The organism is Rufibacter ruber (genome assembly GCF_014138425.1).
Classification (GTDB): domain Bacteria; phylum Bacteroidota; class Bacteroidia; order Cytophagales; family Hymenobacteraceae; genus Nibribacter; species Nibribacter ruber_C.
Genome location: NZ_JACJIQ010000031.1, coordinates 19,282 through 35,044, shown reverse-complemented (window position 1 = coordinate 35,044; position 15,763 = coordinate 19,282). Strand labels below are relative to the sequence as shown.

At 53.6% G+C, this 15,763-nt stretch carries 15 protein-coding genes; 9 read left to right on the top strand and 6 right to left on the bottom strand.

The genetic code is table 11. The features are described 5' to 3' along the window. Positions 1 to 526: 526 nt before the first annotated feature. Together FHS90_RS21770 and fbaA are read left to right on the top strand one after the other, a co-directional pair. The gene (locus tag FHS90_RS21770) at positions 527 to 808 is read left to right on the top strand and encodes a 2TM domain-containing protein (protein ID WP_066836422.1); all 282 of its coding nucleotides are present in this window, start codon (positions 527 to 529) and stop codon (positions 806 to 808) included. A gap of 52 nt (positions 809 to 860) precedes the next feature. Further along, positions 861 to 1,931, top strand: a complete 1,071-nt coding sequence (gene fbaA / locus FHS90_RS21765; RefSeq protein ID WP_182514556.1) for a class II fructose-bisphosphate aldolase — start codon at positions 861 to 863, stop codon at positions 1,929 to 1,931. Between the two features lie 496 nt (positions 1,932 to 2,427). Here the strand turns inward: fbaA and FHS90_RS21760 are convergent, their stop codons facing one another. The 4 genes from FHS90_RS21760 to FHS90_RS21745 form a co-directional block, all read right to left on the bottom strand. After that, positions 2,428 to 3,210 carry a TPM domain-containing protein gene (locus FHS90_RS21760; protein WP_066836416.1) on the bottom strand — a complete coding sequence of 261 codons (783 nt, stop codon included), beginning with the start codon at positions 3,208 to 3,210 and terminating at the stop codon, positions 2,428 to 2,430. Then, entirely contained in the window at positions 3,207 to 3,671 is a 465-nt protein-coding gene (locus tag FHS90_RS21755) for a TPM domain-containing protein (protein WP_182514555.1), read from the bottom strand. The genes FHS90_RS21760 and FHS90_RS21755 overlap by 4 nt, the downstream gene beginning before the upstream one ends. 128 nt (positions 3,672 to 3,799) lie before the next feature. Continuing rightward, positions 3,800 to 4,378 carry a LemA family protein gene (locus FHS90_RS21750; RefSeq protein WP_066836412.1) on the bottom strand — a complete coding sequence of 193 codons (579 nt, stop codon included), beginning with the start codon at positions 4,376 to 4,378 and terminating at the stop codon, positions 3,800 to 3,802. 243 nt (positions 4,379 to 4,621) lie between these two features. Further along, positions 4,622 to 4,798 (bottom strand): hypothetical protein, encoded by a 177-nt coding sequence (locus FHS90_RS21745; RefSeq protein ID WP_182514554.1) that lies wholly within the window; start codon positions 4,796 to 4,798, stop codon positions 4,622 to 4,624. 296 nt (positions 4,799 to 5,094) lie between these two features. Here FHS90_RS21745 and FHS90_RS21740 point away from each other — a divergent pair, with 296 nt between their 5' ends. The 4 genes from FHS90_RS21740 (at position 5,095) to ygiD (ending at position 9,547) form a co-directional block, all read left to right on the top strand. Then, on the top strand, positions 5,095 to 6,093 hold the full coding sequence (locus FHS90_RS21740) for a sugar phosphate nucleotidyltransferase (protein ID WP_182514553.1): 999 nt from the start codon (positions 5,095 to 5,097) through the stop codon (positions 6,091 to 6,093). 118 nt (positions 6,094 to 6,211) lie between these two features. After that, positions 6,212 to 7,153, top strand: coding sequence for an NAD(P)H-dependent flavin oxidoreductase (locus FHS90_RS21735; RefSeq protein WP_182514552.1), 942 nt, complete (start codon positions 6,212 to 6,214; stop codon positions 7,151 to 7,153). Positions 7,154 to 7,396: 243 nt separating this feature from the next. Next, on the top strand, positions 7,397 to 7,993 hold the full coding sequence (locus FHS90_RS21730; RefSeq protein WP_182514551.1) for a Crp/Fnr family transcriptional regulator: 597 nt from the start codon (positions 7,397 to 7,399) through the stop codon (positions 7,991 to 7,993). A 723-nt stretch (positions 7,994 to 8,716) separates the two neighbouring features. After that, positions 8,717 to 9,547 (top strand): 4,5-DOPA-extradiol-dioxygenase, encoded by an 831-nt coding sequence (ygiD, locus tag FHS90_RS21725; protein ID WP_182514550.1) that lies wholly within the window; start codon positions 8,717 to 8,719, stop codon positions 9,545 to 9,547. A 136-nt stretch (positions 9,548 to 9,683) separates the two neighbouring features. Here the strand turns inward: ygiD and FHS90_RS21720 are convergent, their stop codons facing one another. Next, entirely contained in the window at positions 9,684 to 11,210 is a 1,527-nt protein-coding gene (locus FHS90_RS21720) for a hypothetical protein (RefSeq protein WP_182514549.1), read from the bottom strand. A 267-nt stretch (positions 11,211 to 11,477) separates the two neighbouring features. Here FHS90_RS21720 and FHS90_RS21715 point away from each other — a divergent pair, with 267 nt between their 5' ends. Together FHS90_RS21715 and FHS90_RS21710 are read left to right on the top strand one after the other, a co-directional pair. Next, entirely contained in the window at positions 11,478 to 12,098 is a 621-nt protein-coding gene (locus tag FHS90_RS21715; RefSeq protein ID WP_182514548.1) for an HAD-IA family hydrolase, read from the top strand. A gap of 190 nt (positions 12,099 to 12,288) precedes the next feature. Next, positions 12,289 to 13,059, top strand: a complete 771-nt coding sequence (locus FHS90_RS21710; protein ID WP_182514547.1) for a DoxX family membrane protein — start codon at positions 12,289 to 12,291, stop codon at positions 13,057 to 13,059. Between the two features lie 111 nt (positions 13,060 to 13,170). On the opposite strand, the gene FHS90_RS21705 is transcribed toward FHS90_RS21710, so the two are convergent. Next, positions 13,171 to 14,433, bottom strand: coding sequence for an exo-beta-N-acetylmuramidase NamZ family protein (locus tag FHS90_RS21705; protein WP_182514546.1), 1,263 nt, complete (start codon positions 14,431 to 14,433; stop codon positions 13,171 to 13,173). A 219-nt stretch (positions 14,434 to 14,652) separates the two neighbouring features. Here FHS90_RS21705 and FHS90_RS21700 point away from each other — a divergent pair, with 219 nt between their 5' ends. Further along, entirely contained in the window at positions 14,653 to 15,756 is a 1,104-nt protein-coding gene (locus FHS90_RS21700) for a serine hydrolase domain-containing protein (protein WP_246387317.1), read from the top strand. Positions 15,757 to 15,763: the final 7 nt, after the last annotated feature.

Here is a 15,763-nt window from a genome sequence, read left to right as displayed (position 1 = left end):
TCATTCGTACTGAATTGCCTAAGGAAAAAAGGAAGGACTCAAGACTCAGGACTCAGGACCCAGAACTCACTCCAATACTCCCCCTTTGAAGGGGGTGAAGGGGGATGTTTACACATGGAGAGCACGTATTGCTGAGGTACGGTCACCCGCCACTTGCCCCACGCATGACGGACAACTTCTCTCCCGGGAGGGGTTAGGGGTGGGCTTTACGCATGGCTGATCTCCCCGTGGCTCCCGGCGTGACTGGAGACCTGCCCCATTCCTTGACACGAGACCCAGTCTCGCGCCAGTTCCTTCTCCCAACCACCTGCCCTTAACTATTCATCAGGCCCACAGACAACGTTGTTAACAGGTGACCCAATCCTGTAAATCAAAGTTCATCCTGAAAATCCTGCTTCCCGTTTCTGACCTACTTTTTCAAAAACAACGCCAAACCAGCAGCAACTAACCCTAAATTGATGTGGAGAAAAGAACACTTTATTGATTCTTCCGTTATATTCAAACATTACTATATACCTCTTCAAAGATGGAAGCCGAAAGAGACAAAACCCTCTGGAAGATTGCGAAGAAGCGGGTGGCGTTCAAGCGCCATGTATCTTCGTATTTAGTTGTGAACGCGTTTCTGTGGGCGCTGTGGTATTTCAACAGCACGTACCAGAGCCACTACAGCGGCCTGCCCTGGCCGGCGTGGGTAACGTTGGGCTGGGGAACGGCCTTGGCGTTCAGTTACTATGATGCCTACCACGCCAGACATGATGCCGCCGCCGCCCGGGAATACGAGAAGTTAACCCGCAAGAAGAATTCTTAGAACCTAACCAATAATTTGGTAGTTTTGCTAGTAGACCAAAACTAGCTAAACCATGCCTAAATTTAGATCTGGCGTTCTGCACGGAGACGAAGTGCAGGAATTATTCAAGTACGCTAACGAGAACAACTTCGCGCTTCCGGCCGTGAACGTGATTGGCACCAACTCCATCAACGCGGTGTTGGAAACAGCCAAGGCGGTGAACTCTCCTGTCATCATTCAGTTTTCCCAGGGCGGAGCCCAATTCTATGCGGGCAAGAGCCTGAACAATGACGGCCAGGCGGCCGCTATTGCCGGCGCTATCTCTGGTGCCCACCACGTACACCAGATGGCAGAGGCCTACGGGGTACCGGTGATTCTGCACACTGACCACGCCGCCAAGAAACTCCTCCCCTGGATTGACGGTCTGCTAGACGCCGGTGAGAAGTTCCACGCGCAGCACGGCAAGCCCCTGTTCAGTTCGCACATGCTGGATCTGTCTGAGGAGCCCATTGAGGAAAACATTGAGATCTCTGCCAAGTACCTGGCGCGCATGGCCAAACTGGGCATGACCGTTGAGATTGAACTTGGGGTGACCGGTGGTGAGGAAGACGGTGTTGACAACTCTGATGTAGACAGCGCGCACCTGTACACCCAGCCTGAGCACGTGGCCTACGCCTATGAAGAACTAGGCAAAATCAGCCACCGTTTCACCGTGGCCGCCGCTTTTGGCAACGTGCACGGCGTGTACAAGCCTGGCAACGTAGAGCTTCGCCCTGAGATTTTGAAAAACTCACAGGACTATATCCAGCAGAAATTCGGTACGGGCCCTAACCCGGTGAACTTCGTGTTCCACGGCGGTTCTGGCTCTGAGAAAGAGAAAATCACCGAGGCCATTGAGTACGGTGCCATTAAGATGAACATTGACACTGACATGCAATGGGCCTTCTGGGACGGCGTACGCGGCTACTACGAGAAGAAGAAAGACTACCTGCAGGGGCAGATAGGGAACCCAGACGGCGAAGACAGCCCTAACAAAAAGCACTACGACCCCCGCGTATGGTTGCGCGCCGGCGAAGAAACCTTTGTGGCCCGTCTCAAAGAAGCCTTTGAAGACCTGAACTGCCTAAACCGCAACGCGGAATAATGTACTAATTGATTAATGTGCAAATGTGCTCTCCCAGCACATTTGTCTAACAGAAAGCCGACTCGCAAGAGTTGGCTTTCTTGTTTTCAGCCTGTTTTCCCAAAAACAGGCTGAAAACAAGAAAGCGGTGTTCCTACTCCCTCTGGGAGAAGGTTAGGAGGAGGGCAATGCAGTTGAAGCTGCAGTTGGCGCAGACACTCGCAGGTCTGGAAGACACTGCGAGGTTTGGAGCAGGCGCACTTCGCCTACTTCAAGTTTGAGCGTAGCGGTAACTTGGAGTAGAAATGACAGCCAGTTTTCAACTGGCGGAAGTTGGAGAAGTTGATTAATCTGTGAATGAAATTCGTCAGTTGAAAACTGACACCATGTGCAGCCACAAGTTACCGCTGCGCTCAAACTTGCGGCAGAAAAGAAAAGCGTTTTCAGCCTGATTTCTGAAAACCAGGCCGAAAACGCGTTTCTCAGATTAATCTTCCGCAGCGCGGAAACAGACTAGTTACCAGTCAGACCCGGCGCCGCCGCCGCCAAAGCTCCCGCCGCCAAAACCACCGAAGCCACCGCCTCCTCCCCCAAAACCGCCCCCGCCGCCAAAAATGCCGCGGCCGCCGGAGAAATCCCCGAAGATGACAGGCGGGAAGAACGGGCCGCCCAGGGTGCGGGAACTGCGTCTTCCGCCGCGGCCGCCACCGCCTCTGCGGCTAATGATGAAGATGAGGATCATGACACCAATGATGACCCAGAGAATAGAGAACCCGCCTTCCCCCTCGCCCTGCCGGTCACGCGGGTCGGCTTTGTATTCGCCGCTGGCTACGTCAATGATGAAGCTGGTGCCTTTGTCCAGACCGGCGTAGTAGCGGCCTTGCTGGTACTCGGGCTTGATGGTGTACTCGGTGATGCGTTTGGCAATGGCGTCTGGCACCACGCCTTCCATGCCGTAGCCGGTGGCAATAAACACTTTGCGCTCCTGTACGGCGGTGATGATGAGAATACCGTTGTTTTTGCCTTTCTGCCCTATACCCCATTGTTCGGCCAGCCGAAAGGCATAGTCAGAAATATCATAGGGCCCAATGGAGGTGATGTTGACAATGGCAATCTGGGTAGAGGTGCTGTCATTGTAATTGACCAGTTTCTGCTCCAGCGCCTGTTCTTCCTCTGGTGAGAGAATGTTGGCCAGGTCATTGACCAGCCTTGGCGGGTTGGGCCTGGGCGGAAAATCCTGCGCCCATGCGGTAACCGCCCATAGCCACAGCAAGCCCAGAAGTAAGGTGGTTTTTCTCATGTGGTTGGTTCCTTGCCCATGTCTCTCCCAAAGGAGATGTCATCAGACAGTTCATTGATGTCTTTGTGGTCACCGGCGTACGGGAAGTAACTTTTGAGCTGGTCTCCGGCCATTTGAATGCCTTTGCTCAGGCCTTCGGCGTACTTGCCTTGCTTGAAATCAGCAATGACCACTTTATTGATCTCTTCCCAGAAGTTCTTAGGCACCACGCCGTTGATGCCGGCGTCACCGAGCACGGCAAACTTGTGGCTTTTCATGGCCACGTAAAACAGCACGCCGTTGCGCAGTTTGGTCTGGTGCATGTGCAGGTAGGCAAAAACCTGGGCAGCGCGGTCCAGCATGTGGCCCTCGCAGGTTTCTTCAATGTGCACCCGTATCTCGCCAGAGGTGTTGCGTTCCGCCTCCTGAATGGCCTGCACAATCACGGCCTCATCGGCCTCGGTTATAACGTCGCGGGGCATGTTTGGAGAGTTCTGAGTCTTGAGTTATGAATTCTGAGTCAAGGGGAATTTCTGTTTTCGGGCTGTTTTTCTGAAAACAGCCCCAAAACAGAAAGTCTTGCTACGTGATACGCGCTACCTGATACGCATTAGAACTGTACGGTAGGCGCTTTCTGGGCACCGGCATCTGCCTCAAAGTAGCCTTTCTTCTCAAAGTCAAACCAGCCGGCGTAGATGTTGCGCGGGAACGACCTGATGTAGGTGTTGTACTCCTGCACCACGGTGTTGAATTTATTGCGCTCCACAGAGATGCGGTTCTCTGTGCCTTCCAGCTGGGCCTGCAGCTCCAGAAAGTTCTGGTTGGCTTTCAGGTCTGGGTAGGCTTCAACGGTGGCCAAAAGGCGCGAAAGCGAGCCGCTCAACTGGCCCTGCGCCGCCTGAAACTTCTGGATGTTCTCTGGGGTGAGCTGGTCGGCGTTCAAGTTTACGCTGGTAGCCTGGGCGCGGGCTTCCATCACCTGGGTAAGGGTTTCCTTCTCAAAGTTGGCGGCGCCTTTTACGGTGTTCACCAGGTTGGGCACCAAGTCAGCGCGGCGTTGGTAGGCGTTCTGCACCTGGCCCCATTGGCCAGACACCTGCTCGTCCAGTTCTACCATGGTGTTATAGCCGCAGGAAGTCTGGGAGGCCAGTACCAGCAAGCCGAAGAAGTAAAGCAATACTTTTCTCATAGTGGGTTTATAGTTTCAGAAGTAGTTAAGGTACACAAATATATTCAGAAATGTATACAGCTTTGCTTCTTACGTGTTTGCCGCAAAAAATATGCGTTTCTGGCCTGTTTTCAGAAAAACAGGCCAGAAACGGAAGTGCAGTGGTTCTATGTTTCTGCCGGCGCACAGTATCTGATTGTCCCCCTTTGAAGGGGTAGGGAAATGATTGCTCATGCAGCGTTACACATGCTGAGTCGCGCATTCCTATGTGGTCTGCATGGCCTGGTATAGGTTGTACACGCCCTGGCTCGCAGAAATGTCCATGTCCACGCTCTGGGCATCGGCTGCGCCGAAGATCAAAAAGAGGACCAGCGCCAGACCAGCCCGCTTCAGGGGTTGGCAGCATTGGGAGAAGCAGCACATGGACAGGGAGAAACTCATCTAGGAACCGGCAATGGTGATGCTTGCCAAGGACCACTCTTCTGGCGTTCTATGACAGAATTGCCAGAAAAATAGCCGAAAGCCGTGTAAAATCTTTATTTTAGCCTTGGGCCTGTCTGTTATTTCTGCAACCGCGCCAACGCAAGCCGTGGTTTGCGCCGCTGTTTTGGGGCAGATTTCAGAAAAACAGGCCAGAAACAGAACCCTGGCCCCCGGTAAAAAGCAAAGCTTGCTACCGGGGGCCGGGCGGGCGAGACTTCTTTCTTCCGGTTTCCCCCGCAGAAGCAGTACTACTTATGAAAGCAATTATTCCGGTGGCCGGCATGGGTGCCCGCCTCAGACCTCATACGCATACCCAACCCAAAGCCTTGGTGCCCATTGCGGGAAAGGCCATTCTGGGCCACATCATTGAGCATTTGCAGGCGGCGGGCATTACGCGGTTTGTGCTGGTGGTGGGCTATCTGGGCGAAAAGATCATGCATTACGTGCAGCGCAAGTACCCGCAGCTGCAGGTGGAGTTTGTGGTACAGCAACCGCGCGAGGGGCTGGGCCATGCGCTGTGGGCGGCCAGGGAGACGTTCCGGAGCGAGGAGAACGTGCTCATTCAGCTGGGCGATACCATTGTAGACGTGGACCTGGCGCAGATTCTGGCCATGGACCACACGGTGCTGGCCGTGAAGAAGGTGAAAGACCCGGGCCTCTTCGGCATTGCCGAAATGGACCATGACGGGTTCATCACCAAAGTGGTGGAAAAACCGCGTATCCCAAAGTCTAACTTCGCGCTGGTGGGCCTCTACAAGATTGCCAACCCCGCCAAGCTGGTCCAGTCGCTGGAGCACTTGATAGCCAATGACATCAGGACCCAGAACGAGCACCACCTCACTGATGCCCTCATGCACATGATCCAGGAGGGCGAGAAGATGGTGCCGCTCACCGTTGACCATTGGTTTGACTGCGGCCGCAAAGACACGCTGCTCCAGGCCAACGCCACCCTGCTCAACCGCCCCGAGTTCAAAAAATCTGAGTATCCGCAGTTCCCCAACACCATCATCATTCCGCCGGTGAGCATTGGCCGCGACGTGAAGATTGCCAACTCCATAGTGGGCCCTAACGTGGCTATTGGCGAAGGTGCCATCCTGAACTACACCATTGTGCGCAACTCCATCATAGGCGGCTACGCCGAACTGGGCTACGCCGTGCTGGAAGATTCTCTGGTAGGGTCAGACTCAGCGCTGAAAGGCCTGAGCCAGCGGCTGAATATTGGGGACAGTACGGAGATTGATTTTAGTCATTGACATGCGTGTCACGTAGCAAGTAGCGCGTATCATGTAGCAAGACTGTAAGCCATACTTTATGATGTATTTGTAGTAAGATGTTGTCTTGATACTTGCTACGAGATACTTGATACTAACCATGAACAGAATCACCCAACTATTTAACATACAATACCCCATCATTCAGGCCGGCATGATCTGGTGCAGCGGCTGGAAACTGGCCAGCGCAGTGAGCAACGCGGGCGGACTGGGACTTATTGGCGCGGGCTCCATGTACCCAGACGTGCTGCGCGAACATATCCAGAAGTGCAAAAAAGCCACCGATAAGCCGTTTGGCGTGAACGTGCCCTTGCTGTACCCAGACCTGGAGGAGCACTTCAAGATCATCCTGGAAGAGAAAGTGCCCGTGGTGGTGACCTCGGCGGGCAACCCCAAGACCTGGACCAAAATATTGCAGGAGAACGGGGCCAAGGTGGTGCACGTGGTGAGCAACGTGAAGTTTGCCAAAAAGTGTGAAGAGGCCGGGGTAGATGCCATTGTGGCCGAAGGTTTTGAAGCCGGGGGGCACAACGGCCGTGAGGAAACCACCACCTTCTGCCTCATTCCCATGGTGCGGCAGGCGGTGAACCTGCCGTTGATCGCCGCGGGCGGAATTGGGAACGGTGCCGGGATCTTCGGGGCGTTGGCGCTGGGCGCCGAAGGCGTGCAGGTGGGCAGTCGGTTTGTGGCCAGCCTGGAGAGCAGCGCGCACCAGGCCTTTAAAGACCGTGTCATTGCGGCGCAGGAAGGGGATACTGAGCTTTCACTCAAACAACTCACGCCCGTGCGCCTGCTCAAAAACAAGTTCTTCCAAGACGTAAAAGCCGCCGAACTGCGTGGCGCCAGCACCTTAGAATTGGCAGAACTCCTGGGCTCCCGCCGGGCCAAACGCGGCATGTATGAGGGCGACCTGGACGAAGGCGAACTGGAAATTGGCCAGATTGCCGCGTTGGTCAGAGACATCCAGCCCGCCGGGGAGATTGTGCAGGAGATGTGGCAGGAGTTCTTAGCCGCCAAGCAGAAGTTTTGCGGGGAGTGGTAGCATTTCCGTTTTTGGCCTGTTTTCTGGAAATCAGGCCAAAAACAGGAATTATAGTAAAGTTTTAGCCAGATTATGATTTCTTCAGATGACAATGAAGAGAACTGCTCCTCTCTTGTCATTCTGAAAAGAATCTTGGTGGCGAACGGTAGTAGCAGTTGCCTTTCTGGTACGCCCACAACTTCCTTTCAGGATGACAGAATAAAAAGAGGCACCATATTCCATCTGAACAGACCAGAATCTCCTTTGCCCCAGAACCTTCTCCATACCGCCCTTGCCCAACACGTACAACTGACCTCAACCCAGGAGGCCGCGTTTCTGGCTATTTGCACCCCGCGTGAGGCGAAGAAAAAGGAGTTCCTGCTGCGCACGGGGGAAGTGAACCACTACCTGTACTTTGTGCAAAGCGGCTGCCTGCGGTCGTTTATTGTGGACCAAGGGGGCAAGGAGGTGAACCTGGAGTTTGCCGTGGAAGGCTACTGGATCAGTGACATCGCCTTCAACAAGCCCGCGCTGCTGTCTATTCAGGCGCTGGAGCCCACGCAGTACGTGCAAATTAACCTCCATGCCTTTGAGCAGCTCACGCAGGAAGAACCCGTTTTCAACCTGTTTTTCAGAAAACTGCTCCAAAACGGCTACTTCGCGTTTAAGAAGCGCATGCTCACCGGCATGACCCAGACCGCCGCCCAAAACTACCGCGATTTCCTGCTCAAGTTCCCCGGCCTGCCGCAGCGCATCCCGCAGTACCACATCGCGTCTTACCTGGGCATCACCCCTGAGTTCTTCAGCACCATCAAAGCAGAGGGGCTGGACTTGTACCAGCAGGCGATGGACAATCTGTAAGGCTTCCTTCTTCTTTTTAAGGCGCCTTCCGTCCCACTTGAAGGCCCGGGATGGTTCCTTCAGCAGACTTACTGATGTGAGGGGACGCCTTCCCGGGAATCACCTTTTCATATCTGTAGCTAAAGCCGCTGGTTCTTCTACATCTTTTGTGATCCCAGCTCGGCAAAGGGGCAGGGCTGTTAAGTTCTAACAAGGTCGCTCTTCCGGATTTGCCATCCGGAAGCAGGTCCTGAGGGGATTTGCAATCCCCGTTTCATGGCCTTTGAATAACTATTGCTGCGGATTGCAAATCCGCAGGATACTCCGCTGGTCGGGATTACAAATCCCGACCAGCGGAGGAAACAGGCTGAAAACGAAAAACAGTTTCTACGCCTTCCGTCCCCCTTTAAAGGCTTGGGATGACAAAGGCCGATGAAGGCCCATTTCATTCAGATAAGCGAAACGAAAAGATGATTCTCGGGAATGCGTGATTCTGCAGAAGAAATCATCCCGGGCCTTCCAAGGGGGACGGAATGCGTGAGAATTTATGAAAAGCCATTTCTTAAACTACCTTATTCTTTTCGGCTTTGGGTTTGCTGACCTTTGTCCTGTGAACCCGCGGCGGGGCAGACGTTTGGCCCCAACCCTTCCTTCCGCGCAGCGGGATTTCAATTTTTCACCCGCAATTACAAGCCTGTGGAAAGAAGGAGTTTTATCAAATTAGCCGCCGGAGGCGCACTCGCTATGACTACGTTATCTGCTTTCAGAAAATTTACAGACGAACTACAATACCAGGAATACACCATGCCGGTGCTGTTTGTGGGCCACGGTTCGCCCATGAACGGCATTGAAGACAATGAATTCAGCCAGCGCTGGACCCAGCTGGCGCAGGAGATTCCGGTGCCCAAAGCGGTGCTGGTCATTTCGGCGCACTGGTTTACCAGGGGCACCAAGATTACCGCCATGGATTTCCCGCAGACCATCCATGACTTTGGGGGCTTCCCGAGGGAGCTGTTTGCGGTGCAGTACCCGGCGCCGGGAGATGCGGCGCTGGCCCAGGAAACCGCCTCTTTGATTAAAACCGCCCCCGTAGAACTGGACCATGACTGGGGCCTGGACCACGGCACCTGGACCATTGTGCGGCACATGTACCCGCACGCCAACGTGCCGGTGCTGCAGCTCAGCATTGACTACACCAAAGGGCCGCAGTACCACTATGATTTGGCCCAGGAACTTTCTGCGCTCCGGAGGAAGGGCGTGCTCATCATGGGCAGCGGCAACATGGTGCACAACCTGCGCCTGGTGAGCTGGGAGATGATCAACGGCGGCGGCTATGACTGGACCCACACCATCAATGAGAAATTCAAAGACCTCATCCTGCACCGTGACCACCAGCCGCTCATTAACTACCAAACCTTGGGCAAAGAAGCGCTCCTGGCCATACCCACGGTAGAGCATTACCTGCCGCTCCTGTACACGCTGGGCCTGCAGGGCCAAGACGAAGCCGTGTCTTTTTTCAATGATAAGATGGTGGGCGGCTCTTTGACCATGACCTCGGTGAAGATAGGGGCGTAACCTCAAAAGAAAAGGAGGCTCTGTTGAACCTCCTTTTCTTTTGCAGGGGGATAGACCCTACCTTTTCACTTGCAGGAAGTAACCAGCCGTGTCTCCTGTCTGGCAGGGAGCTATCCCTTACACAGAGGGAGCAAAGCTAGTTTAAGGCAACCTTGTTCAATGAGTACCCTTTGCCAAACTTGATTTGGTTGCTTCTCAACAGCACTACTTTGTCTGGGGCAAGCCAGCAGGCGAAATTGGTGAAGGTCATGTAGCTGTTTTCACTGATCCTTTTAGGGCTGCTGATATCTCCGGTAGCTTTATTGACAACCCTGGTATAGGAAGACATATCCTTGGCTTCGCCTTTGGGGGCCTCAGAGGTGATGATGTAAATCTCATTCTTATTCTGGCTCACCAAGGCTTTCATCATATCTGCCCCGGGCAAGTCTCTTAAGACCAGGTTACGCCCAATAATGCTGTTCCATTTGTTTTCACCGGCCTCAAAACCTGTGATCAAGATGTCTTCAGCATATTGCAGCGGCGTTGACTTAGTGGTTGTACGCGTATGGTTGGTCCCTGGAATGGTAGAAGTGGTGGTGGTGGTAGAACTGGTGTTGTTGATGGCCTCAGAAACCAGGTAGATAGAAGAACCGTCTATCAAGATTTCTGACACCCACATGAGCTTAATGGCTTTAGGCCGGTCAAACTTTTTGCTGAAGGTCTTGCCGCCGTTCAGGACATCCTTATCGTTCACTTTGCTGTAGAGTTGCGCTACATACTCTTTGTTGAACTCTTTGCTCTTGTAAAGCTTTGCGTTCTTGGCGGTAAAGTCAATGTCATAGACATGAATGGCCACCAACTCTGACCTGTTCAGGTTTTTCTCTGTGGAGACTATCGCTCGCTCTCCGGCCAGTTTAAGTTTGTAGTGCCCAAAGCTTTCTTTCTCAGCCGTCTGGTGCTTTACGGCAACCTGCGCGGCTTCTTTGCCGGCGGTGTTCAGCTTGGTGAATTTTACCCTGTCCTTGTCTTTAGAGTTGGAGACTACCAGTACCAAGCCACCATCATCGGCAAGCGCAGAGGTCTCTATCTCTTCGTTTGTACCCGTTTTGAACTCTTTCTTGTACAGCTCCTCTAAATTGATGTCATACAGGGCCACCAGCGCATCTTTGCCCTTTTTAGGATATTGCTCCAGGGTGTAGAAGTACTTCCCGTTTTCAGAAAAACACACCCTGTGGGAGCTGGAGAGGGTTGGGTGCAACAGAGGAAGGTCTAACGCAACCTCTTTCTGCTTCACCAGTTTGCCCTCTACATCATACACCGAGGCTTTAAACCCGTGCCCTTTTTTTGTATAGGCGTTGGGGCGGCCATAGCTCTCCACTACAAAGATTTGGTTGCTCTCTGCGTGGTACTTGAAAAGGGGGTCTGTGTACTGCCCATGCTCCAGCGGAATACTGAATTTCTGATTCAAGTTGGCATCATACCCTACAATGGCCGCTTTCTTCTTGTCTATCTCCTTGAACATGAGAAAGAGATTGTCATTGATTTTCTCAGATGCCTTTCTGTGTACAACAGGCACCACTTTGTTTTTGTAATCAGATTTCACCTCTAATTCAAATTTCTGTGCTTGGCTGGTGATTCCTTTGGAGAGCAGGCCAACAAGAAGAAGAGCGTAAAGTTTTTTCATTTGAATGAATGATTAAATAAAGGGTTAAATTTTCCTTAAGATAACAACTAAGTTCAAACCCTGAAACCCTAGAACTATGGTTTCCTTTGGCAGAAGCGTTTTTTCTCATGAGGGCACTTTCCTTACAAATCAACCTTTCTAAATCTGCCATGGGCTGGTTTTCCGTTTTTGGCCTATTTTCAGCAAAACAGGCCAAAACGCCTTTTCTACTCTGCGGCTTTTCCTACCTTCGCGGTAGAGGGTTTCCGCGGCCGCGGAATAAAGAAGATGATCCAATACCTGCTTTTTGACTTTGACGGCACGTTGGTTGACTCCAAAGAAGCGTTTCTGGCGGGGTTCAACCAGTTGGCGGCGCGCGAGGGGTTCAAGCCCATACTGCCCGAAGAGGTGCCGTACCTGCGCACGCTCACCATTGCGCAGCGCGCCCAGTATTTGAATTTCCCGCTGTACAAACTGCCTTTCTTCACGCTGCGGTTTTACAGGCTGTACAAGCAGCAACTGAGCACGGTGACCTTGTTCCCCGGCATTAAAGAGCTGCTGCAGAGCCTGGCCGAGAAAGGCGTGCAACCGGTCATTCTTTCGTCAAATTCAGAGTCTATTATCCGGGAATTTCTGCAGCGGCAAGGCATTACGGCCGTGCGGGACGTGCTCACCTCCAGCCGGATCTTCGGGAAAGACAAGCTCCTGAACCGGTTCCTGAAAGCCAAAAAGCTGGCTCCCGCCCAGGTCTTGTATGTGGGCGACGAGCTGCGCGACATACTGGCCTGCCAGAAATGCGGCATCAAGGTGGCGTGGGTGAGCTGGGGCTATGATGCCTGGGAAGTGGTGCAGCCCGCCCACCCGGACTACGTGCTGCACACGCCGCAACAACTGCTGGAGATTCTGTAGAGGGCAAGTGCGTTTTTGGCCTGTTTCCCAGAAAACAGGCCAAAAACAGGAAGGGAATCTCCAACGATTTGGCTCATTGGTAGAAGCCCAGCGCCGGTTGGTCTAAAAGATTTTCGGGTGCCCCAATGTCTCTTTTACTTAGTGCCACCAAAGGGGAAAACTGCTCCTCTCACCTAAAACTTCTACCGCTATGGCGCTGCGCAACAAAGATTTTCTGGTTCTGCTCATCCGGCTTTTCCTGGGCTACGTTTTCTTCTCTTCGGGTATCTGCAAGCTCACGCACGGCAACTTCGGGCAGTTGATTGGTCCGCCGTGGCTGGAGGAACGGCTGGCGCAGTACGGGCTGGGGCTGTTTGCGCAGGTGGTGGCCGTGAGCCAGGTGGTGTGCGGGGCGCTGCTGTTCTCGCAGCGGTTCAGTACGCTGGGTGCGGTCATGCTGGTGCCCATGAACCTGGCCATTCTGGCCGTGACAATCTCACAGAACTGGACCGGTACGCCGTACGTGAACGCGGTTTTCCTGCTGCTCAACGGGTTGTTGCTGGCGTATGAACACCAGAAGTTCCGGTTCCTGTTTTCGGCTGCGCCGATGTCTGCGCCTGCCGCTACGGCTTTGGATAGGTACCGGGCCGGTTTTTGGCCGTGGGCTATGCTGGCGGCGGCACTGGTCACCCTGGCAGTAGCGCCGTTCAACGTTCAGGTGCTCACCAATACCGCCGGGCTTCTCACGTTTGCCTTGGCGGGCGCGGCGGTGCTGGTGCCGGCGGGGTTGAGCAGATTAGAAAAACTGATGGTGGCGCAGGCCATTGGCAATATGTGCTTGATGACGCTGGGGTTTGTCCCCATGGCCATTCAGGGGTTGTTGGTCAATTCAGGTATTCTGTTGGTTTTGCTGCTGGCCAACCCTTGGCTACGTGCCAGAAACAAAGGCAAGAATCTACAGACGGCCTCCCTTTCGGCGTAGCCAATGACTTGCCTGACCTAAGGCTGGGAAAGCAAAGAGGCCGGAAGTGCGTTTCCGGCCTCTTTTTGTCAAAATAGGGCAAAAACAGGAATTGCCCTAGCATTTAGAACCTCACGGGTACAGCAGGTACTTCTTGCGCAGCTCTTTGAAGGCGGCCAGGCCCGGCTGCCACGTTTCCCTGATTCGCTCCTCTGACCAGCCTTCCTGCACCTGCTTCCGGAAATCAGACACGCCAATGAGCCGCTCAATCACCCCCATCTGTTTGCTGTAAGAAGAGTCAAAGAAACGTTCTTTCTCTGGATAGGCGTTGTAGAGCTCCAGCAGCCAGCCAATGTTGATTTGACGCTTCCTTCTAAGTTGCTCCACGTCATAAGTACGCAGGTCCAGGCCATAGCAGACTTCGTTCATGTGCAACGGACTCTCGCTCATGCCGGGTATGCTCACGGGCGTGTAAGAGAACTCGTACTTGCCTTTGAGTTTGGGCGCGCCCATGATGGTAAACGGGTATTGGGTGCCGCGGCCGTGGTTCAGAATGGTGCCTTCAAACAGACAGGTGCTGGGGTAGAGCATGATGCTCTGCGCGGTGTTCAGGTTGGGCGAGGGCTTCACCGGCAGCACGTACGGCATGTCATGGTGGTAATTGGCAATTTTAATGATGTTGATTTTGTCCAGCTTGAGGCCGTGGGCCATCCAGCCTTCGCCGTTGATCATCTGCGCAAACTCGCCCACCGTCATGCCGTGCGCAATAGGGATGGGGAACTGCCCGATGCCTGATTTGTGCTTCATGTCCAGAATGGGGCCGTCAATGAGGTAGCCGTGCGGGTTGGGGCGGTCCAGCACCATGAACTCCACCTTGTGCTCGGCAGCAGATTCCATGACATCGCGCAGGGTGTTGATGTTGGTGTAGAACCGTACGCCCACGTCCTGAATGTCATAGATAAGTACGTCAACGTTGGCGAGGTCTTCTTTGCTGGGCTTCTTCTTTTTGCCGTAGAGGGAGATGATGGGGATACCCGTTTGCGCATCTACCTCATCGCCCACGTGCGTACCGTTGCTGGCGTTGCCCCTGAACCCATGCTCGGGCCCAAACACTTTCACAATCTTTATACCCAAAGCCTGCAGACTGTCAACGCTGGACTTGTTCCCGATGATGGAGGTGGGATTTACCACCAACGCCACACGCTTGCCTTTTAGGTACGGCACGTACTTTTGGGTTTGGTCAGCGCCGGTCATGAGGCCAGGTTTTGCGTTGGCCGCCGTCGGCTGGCTGCTGGTTGCGGTGGAATTGGCAGAGGTTTCTTTAGAGCAGGAGGAGCAGCTTAAGGTCAGCAGCAATAAACCGCAGGAAAGGTATGATAGGAACGTTTTAGCCATAGTTTGGAGGGTTGCGTTGGGTGAGATGCCCGTAAGGCTGCTAATGTAGAAGGTTATATTGAGAATAGGAATGCTTTTAAGAAAAGTTAAAAAGTTGGTTCTATTGCCGCCTGCCGCTGACCGCTTCTGTGGCCGGCCCTTTTCCTGGGCTTTCAGCACAGTGGCAGATTAAACTATTTATTGTCAGGAACATCAAAGGAGGAAAAGTCCCGCACCGCTATGTTTCAAATCTTTCTTCGCCTGCTCACCCTGGCGGTGACCGCCTTCTTTGTTTCGGCTTATAAGGGAGAAGCTGCGCCTGCCTCGCCTAAAGCACCGCTGTACTTTCCGGCGGTTGGTTCTTCTTTCTGGGAAACCATGACTCCCCAAAGCCTGGGCTGGAACACCGCCGCCCTCCCTGAGCTGATTTCCTTTCTTAATAAAAATAACACCAGGGCGTTTCTGCTGTTGAAAGACGGCAAAATAGTGGTGGAGCATTACAATGGCTCCGTTGCCAGAGGAAGGCCTTTTCAGGTGAACAGCCGCTGGTATTGGGCGTCGGCGGGCAAAACGGTTACGGCTTTCATGGTGGGCAAGGCCCAGGAAGACGGCTATTTGTCTATCACCGACCCAACCAGCCGGTATCTGGGCAATGGCTGGACGAGCCTTGCCCCTGCGCAGGAACATCAAATCACCATCAGGCACCAGCTTACCATGACCACCGGCCTGAACGACCTGGTGCCGAACCGCAACTGCACTACCCCCGCCTGCCTAACCTACCGCGCTGCCCCTGATACCCGCTGGGCCTATTACAACGCGCCATACACCTTGCTTAGCCAGGTAGTAGAGAAAGCAACCAAACAAGAGTTCCAAACCTATTTCCAGACCCAGCTCCGGGACAAGATTGGGATGGATGGCCAGTGGCGGCACCTACAGGATAATTACGTCTATATCAGTACGCCAAGGTCTATGGCCCGTTTCGGGTTGCTCATGCTCAACAACGGCAAATGGGGAGACACGCCCATTCTGAAAGATGCCGCTTTTCTGAACGCCATGGTCCGTACATCTCAGCCCCTGAACCCGTCTTACGGTTACCTCTGGTGGCTCAACGGCAAGGCCTCTTTTCTGCTGCCTACCTCACAAAGGAGTTTCTCCGGCAGCATTGTACCCAATGCGCCCACTGATATGTATGCCGCCCTGGGCAAGAACGGCCAGTTTCTGAACGTGGTGCCCAGCCAAGGCCTGGTTTTGGTACGCATGGGCGAGGCACCCAGTGAGGAGGAGGTGCCGGTGGTGTTTCTGAATGAAATTTGGAAGCGGGTGAATGCGGTGGTGAAGAAGTAGTGGCGTT

What these genes read in the sequence shown, in the direction of transcription:
- FHS90_RS21770 (WP_066836422.1), top strand. Translation starts at nt 527, where the DNA reads ATGGAAGCCGAAAGAGACAAAACCCTCTGGAAGATTGCGAAGAAGCGG.
- fbaA (WP_182514556.1), top strand. Translation starts at nt 861, where the DNA reads ATGCCTAAATTTAGATCTGGCGTTCTGCACGGAGACGAAGTGCAGGAA.
- FHS90_RS21760 (WP_066836416.1), bottom strand. Translation starts at nt 3,210, where the DNA reads ATGAGAAAAACCACCTTACTTCTGGGCTTGCTGTGGCTATGGGCGGTT.
- FHS90_RS21755 (WP_182514555.1), bottom strand. Translation starts at nt 3,671, where the DNA reads ATGCCCCGCGACGTTATAACCGAGGCCGATGAGGCCGTGATTGTGCAG.
- FHS90_RS21750 (WP_066836412.1), bottom strand. Translation starts at nt 4,378, where the DNA reads ATGAGAAAAGTATTGCTTTACTTCTTCGGCTTGCTGGTACTGGCCTCC.
- FHS90_RS21745 (WP_182514554.1), bottom strand. Translation starts at nt 4,798, where the DNA reads ATGAGTTTCTCCCTGTCCATGTGCTGCTTCTCCCAATGCTGCCAACCC.
- FHS90_RS21740 (WP_182514553.1), top strand. Translation starts at nt 5,095, where the DNA reads ATGAAAGCAATTATTCCGGTGGCCGGCATGGGTGCCCGCCTCAGACCT.
- FHS90_RS21735 (WP_182514552.1), top strand. Translation starts at nt 6,212, where the DNA reads ATGAACAGAATCACCCAACTATTTAACATACAATACCCCATCATTCAG.
- ygiD (WP_182514550.1), top strand. Translation starts at nt 8,717, where the DNA reads ATGACTACGTTATCTGCTTTCAGAAAATTTACAGACGAACTACAATAC.
- FHS90_RS21720 (WP_182514549.1), bottom strand. Translation starts at nt 11,210, where the DNA reads ATGAAAAAACTTTACGCTCTTCTTCTTGTTGGCCTGCTCTCCAAAGGA.
- FHS90_RS21715 (WP_182514548.1), top strand. Translation starts at nt 11,478, where the DNA reads ATGATCCAATACCTGCTTTTTGACTTTGACGGCACGTTGGTTGACTCC.
- FHS90_RS21710 (WP_182514547.1), top strand. Translation starts at nt 12,289, where the DNA reads ATGGCGCTGCGCAACAAAGATTTTCTGGTTCTGCTCATCCGGCTTTTC.
- FHS90_RS21705 (WP_182514546.1), bottom strand. Translation starts at nt 14,433, where the DNA reads ATGGCTAAAACGTTCCTATCATACCTTTCCTGCGGTTTATTGCTGCTG.
- FHS90_RS21700 (WP_246387317.1), top strand. Translation starts at nt 14,653, where the DNA reads ATGTTTCAAATCTTTCTTCGCCTGCTCACCCTGGCGGTGACCGCCTTC.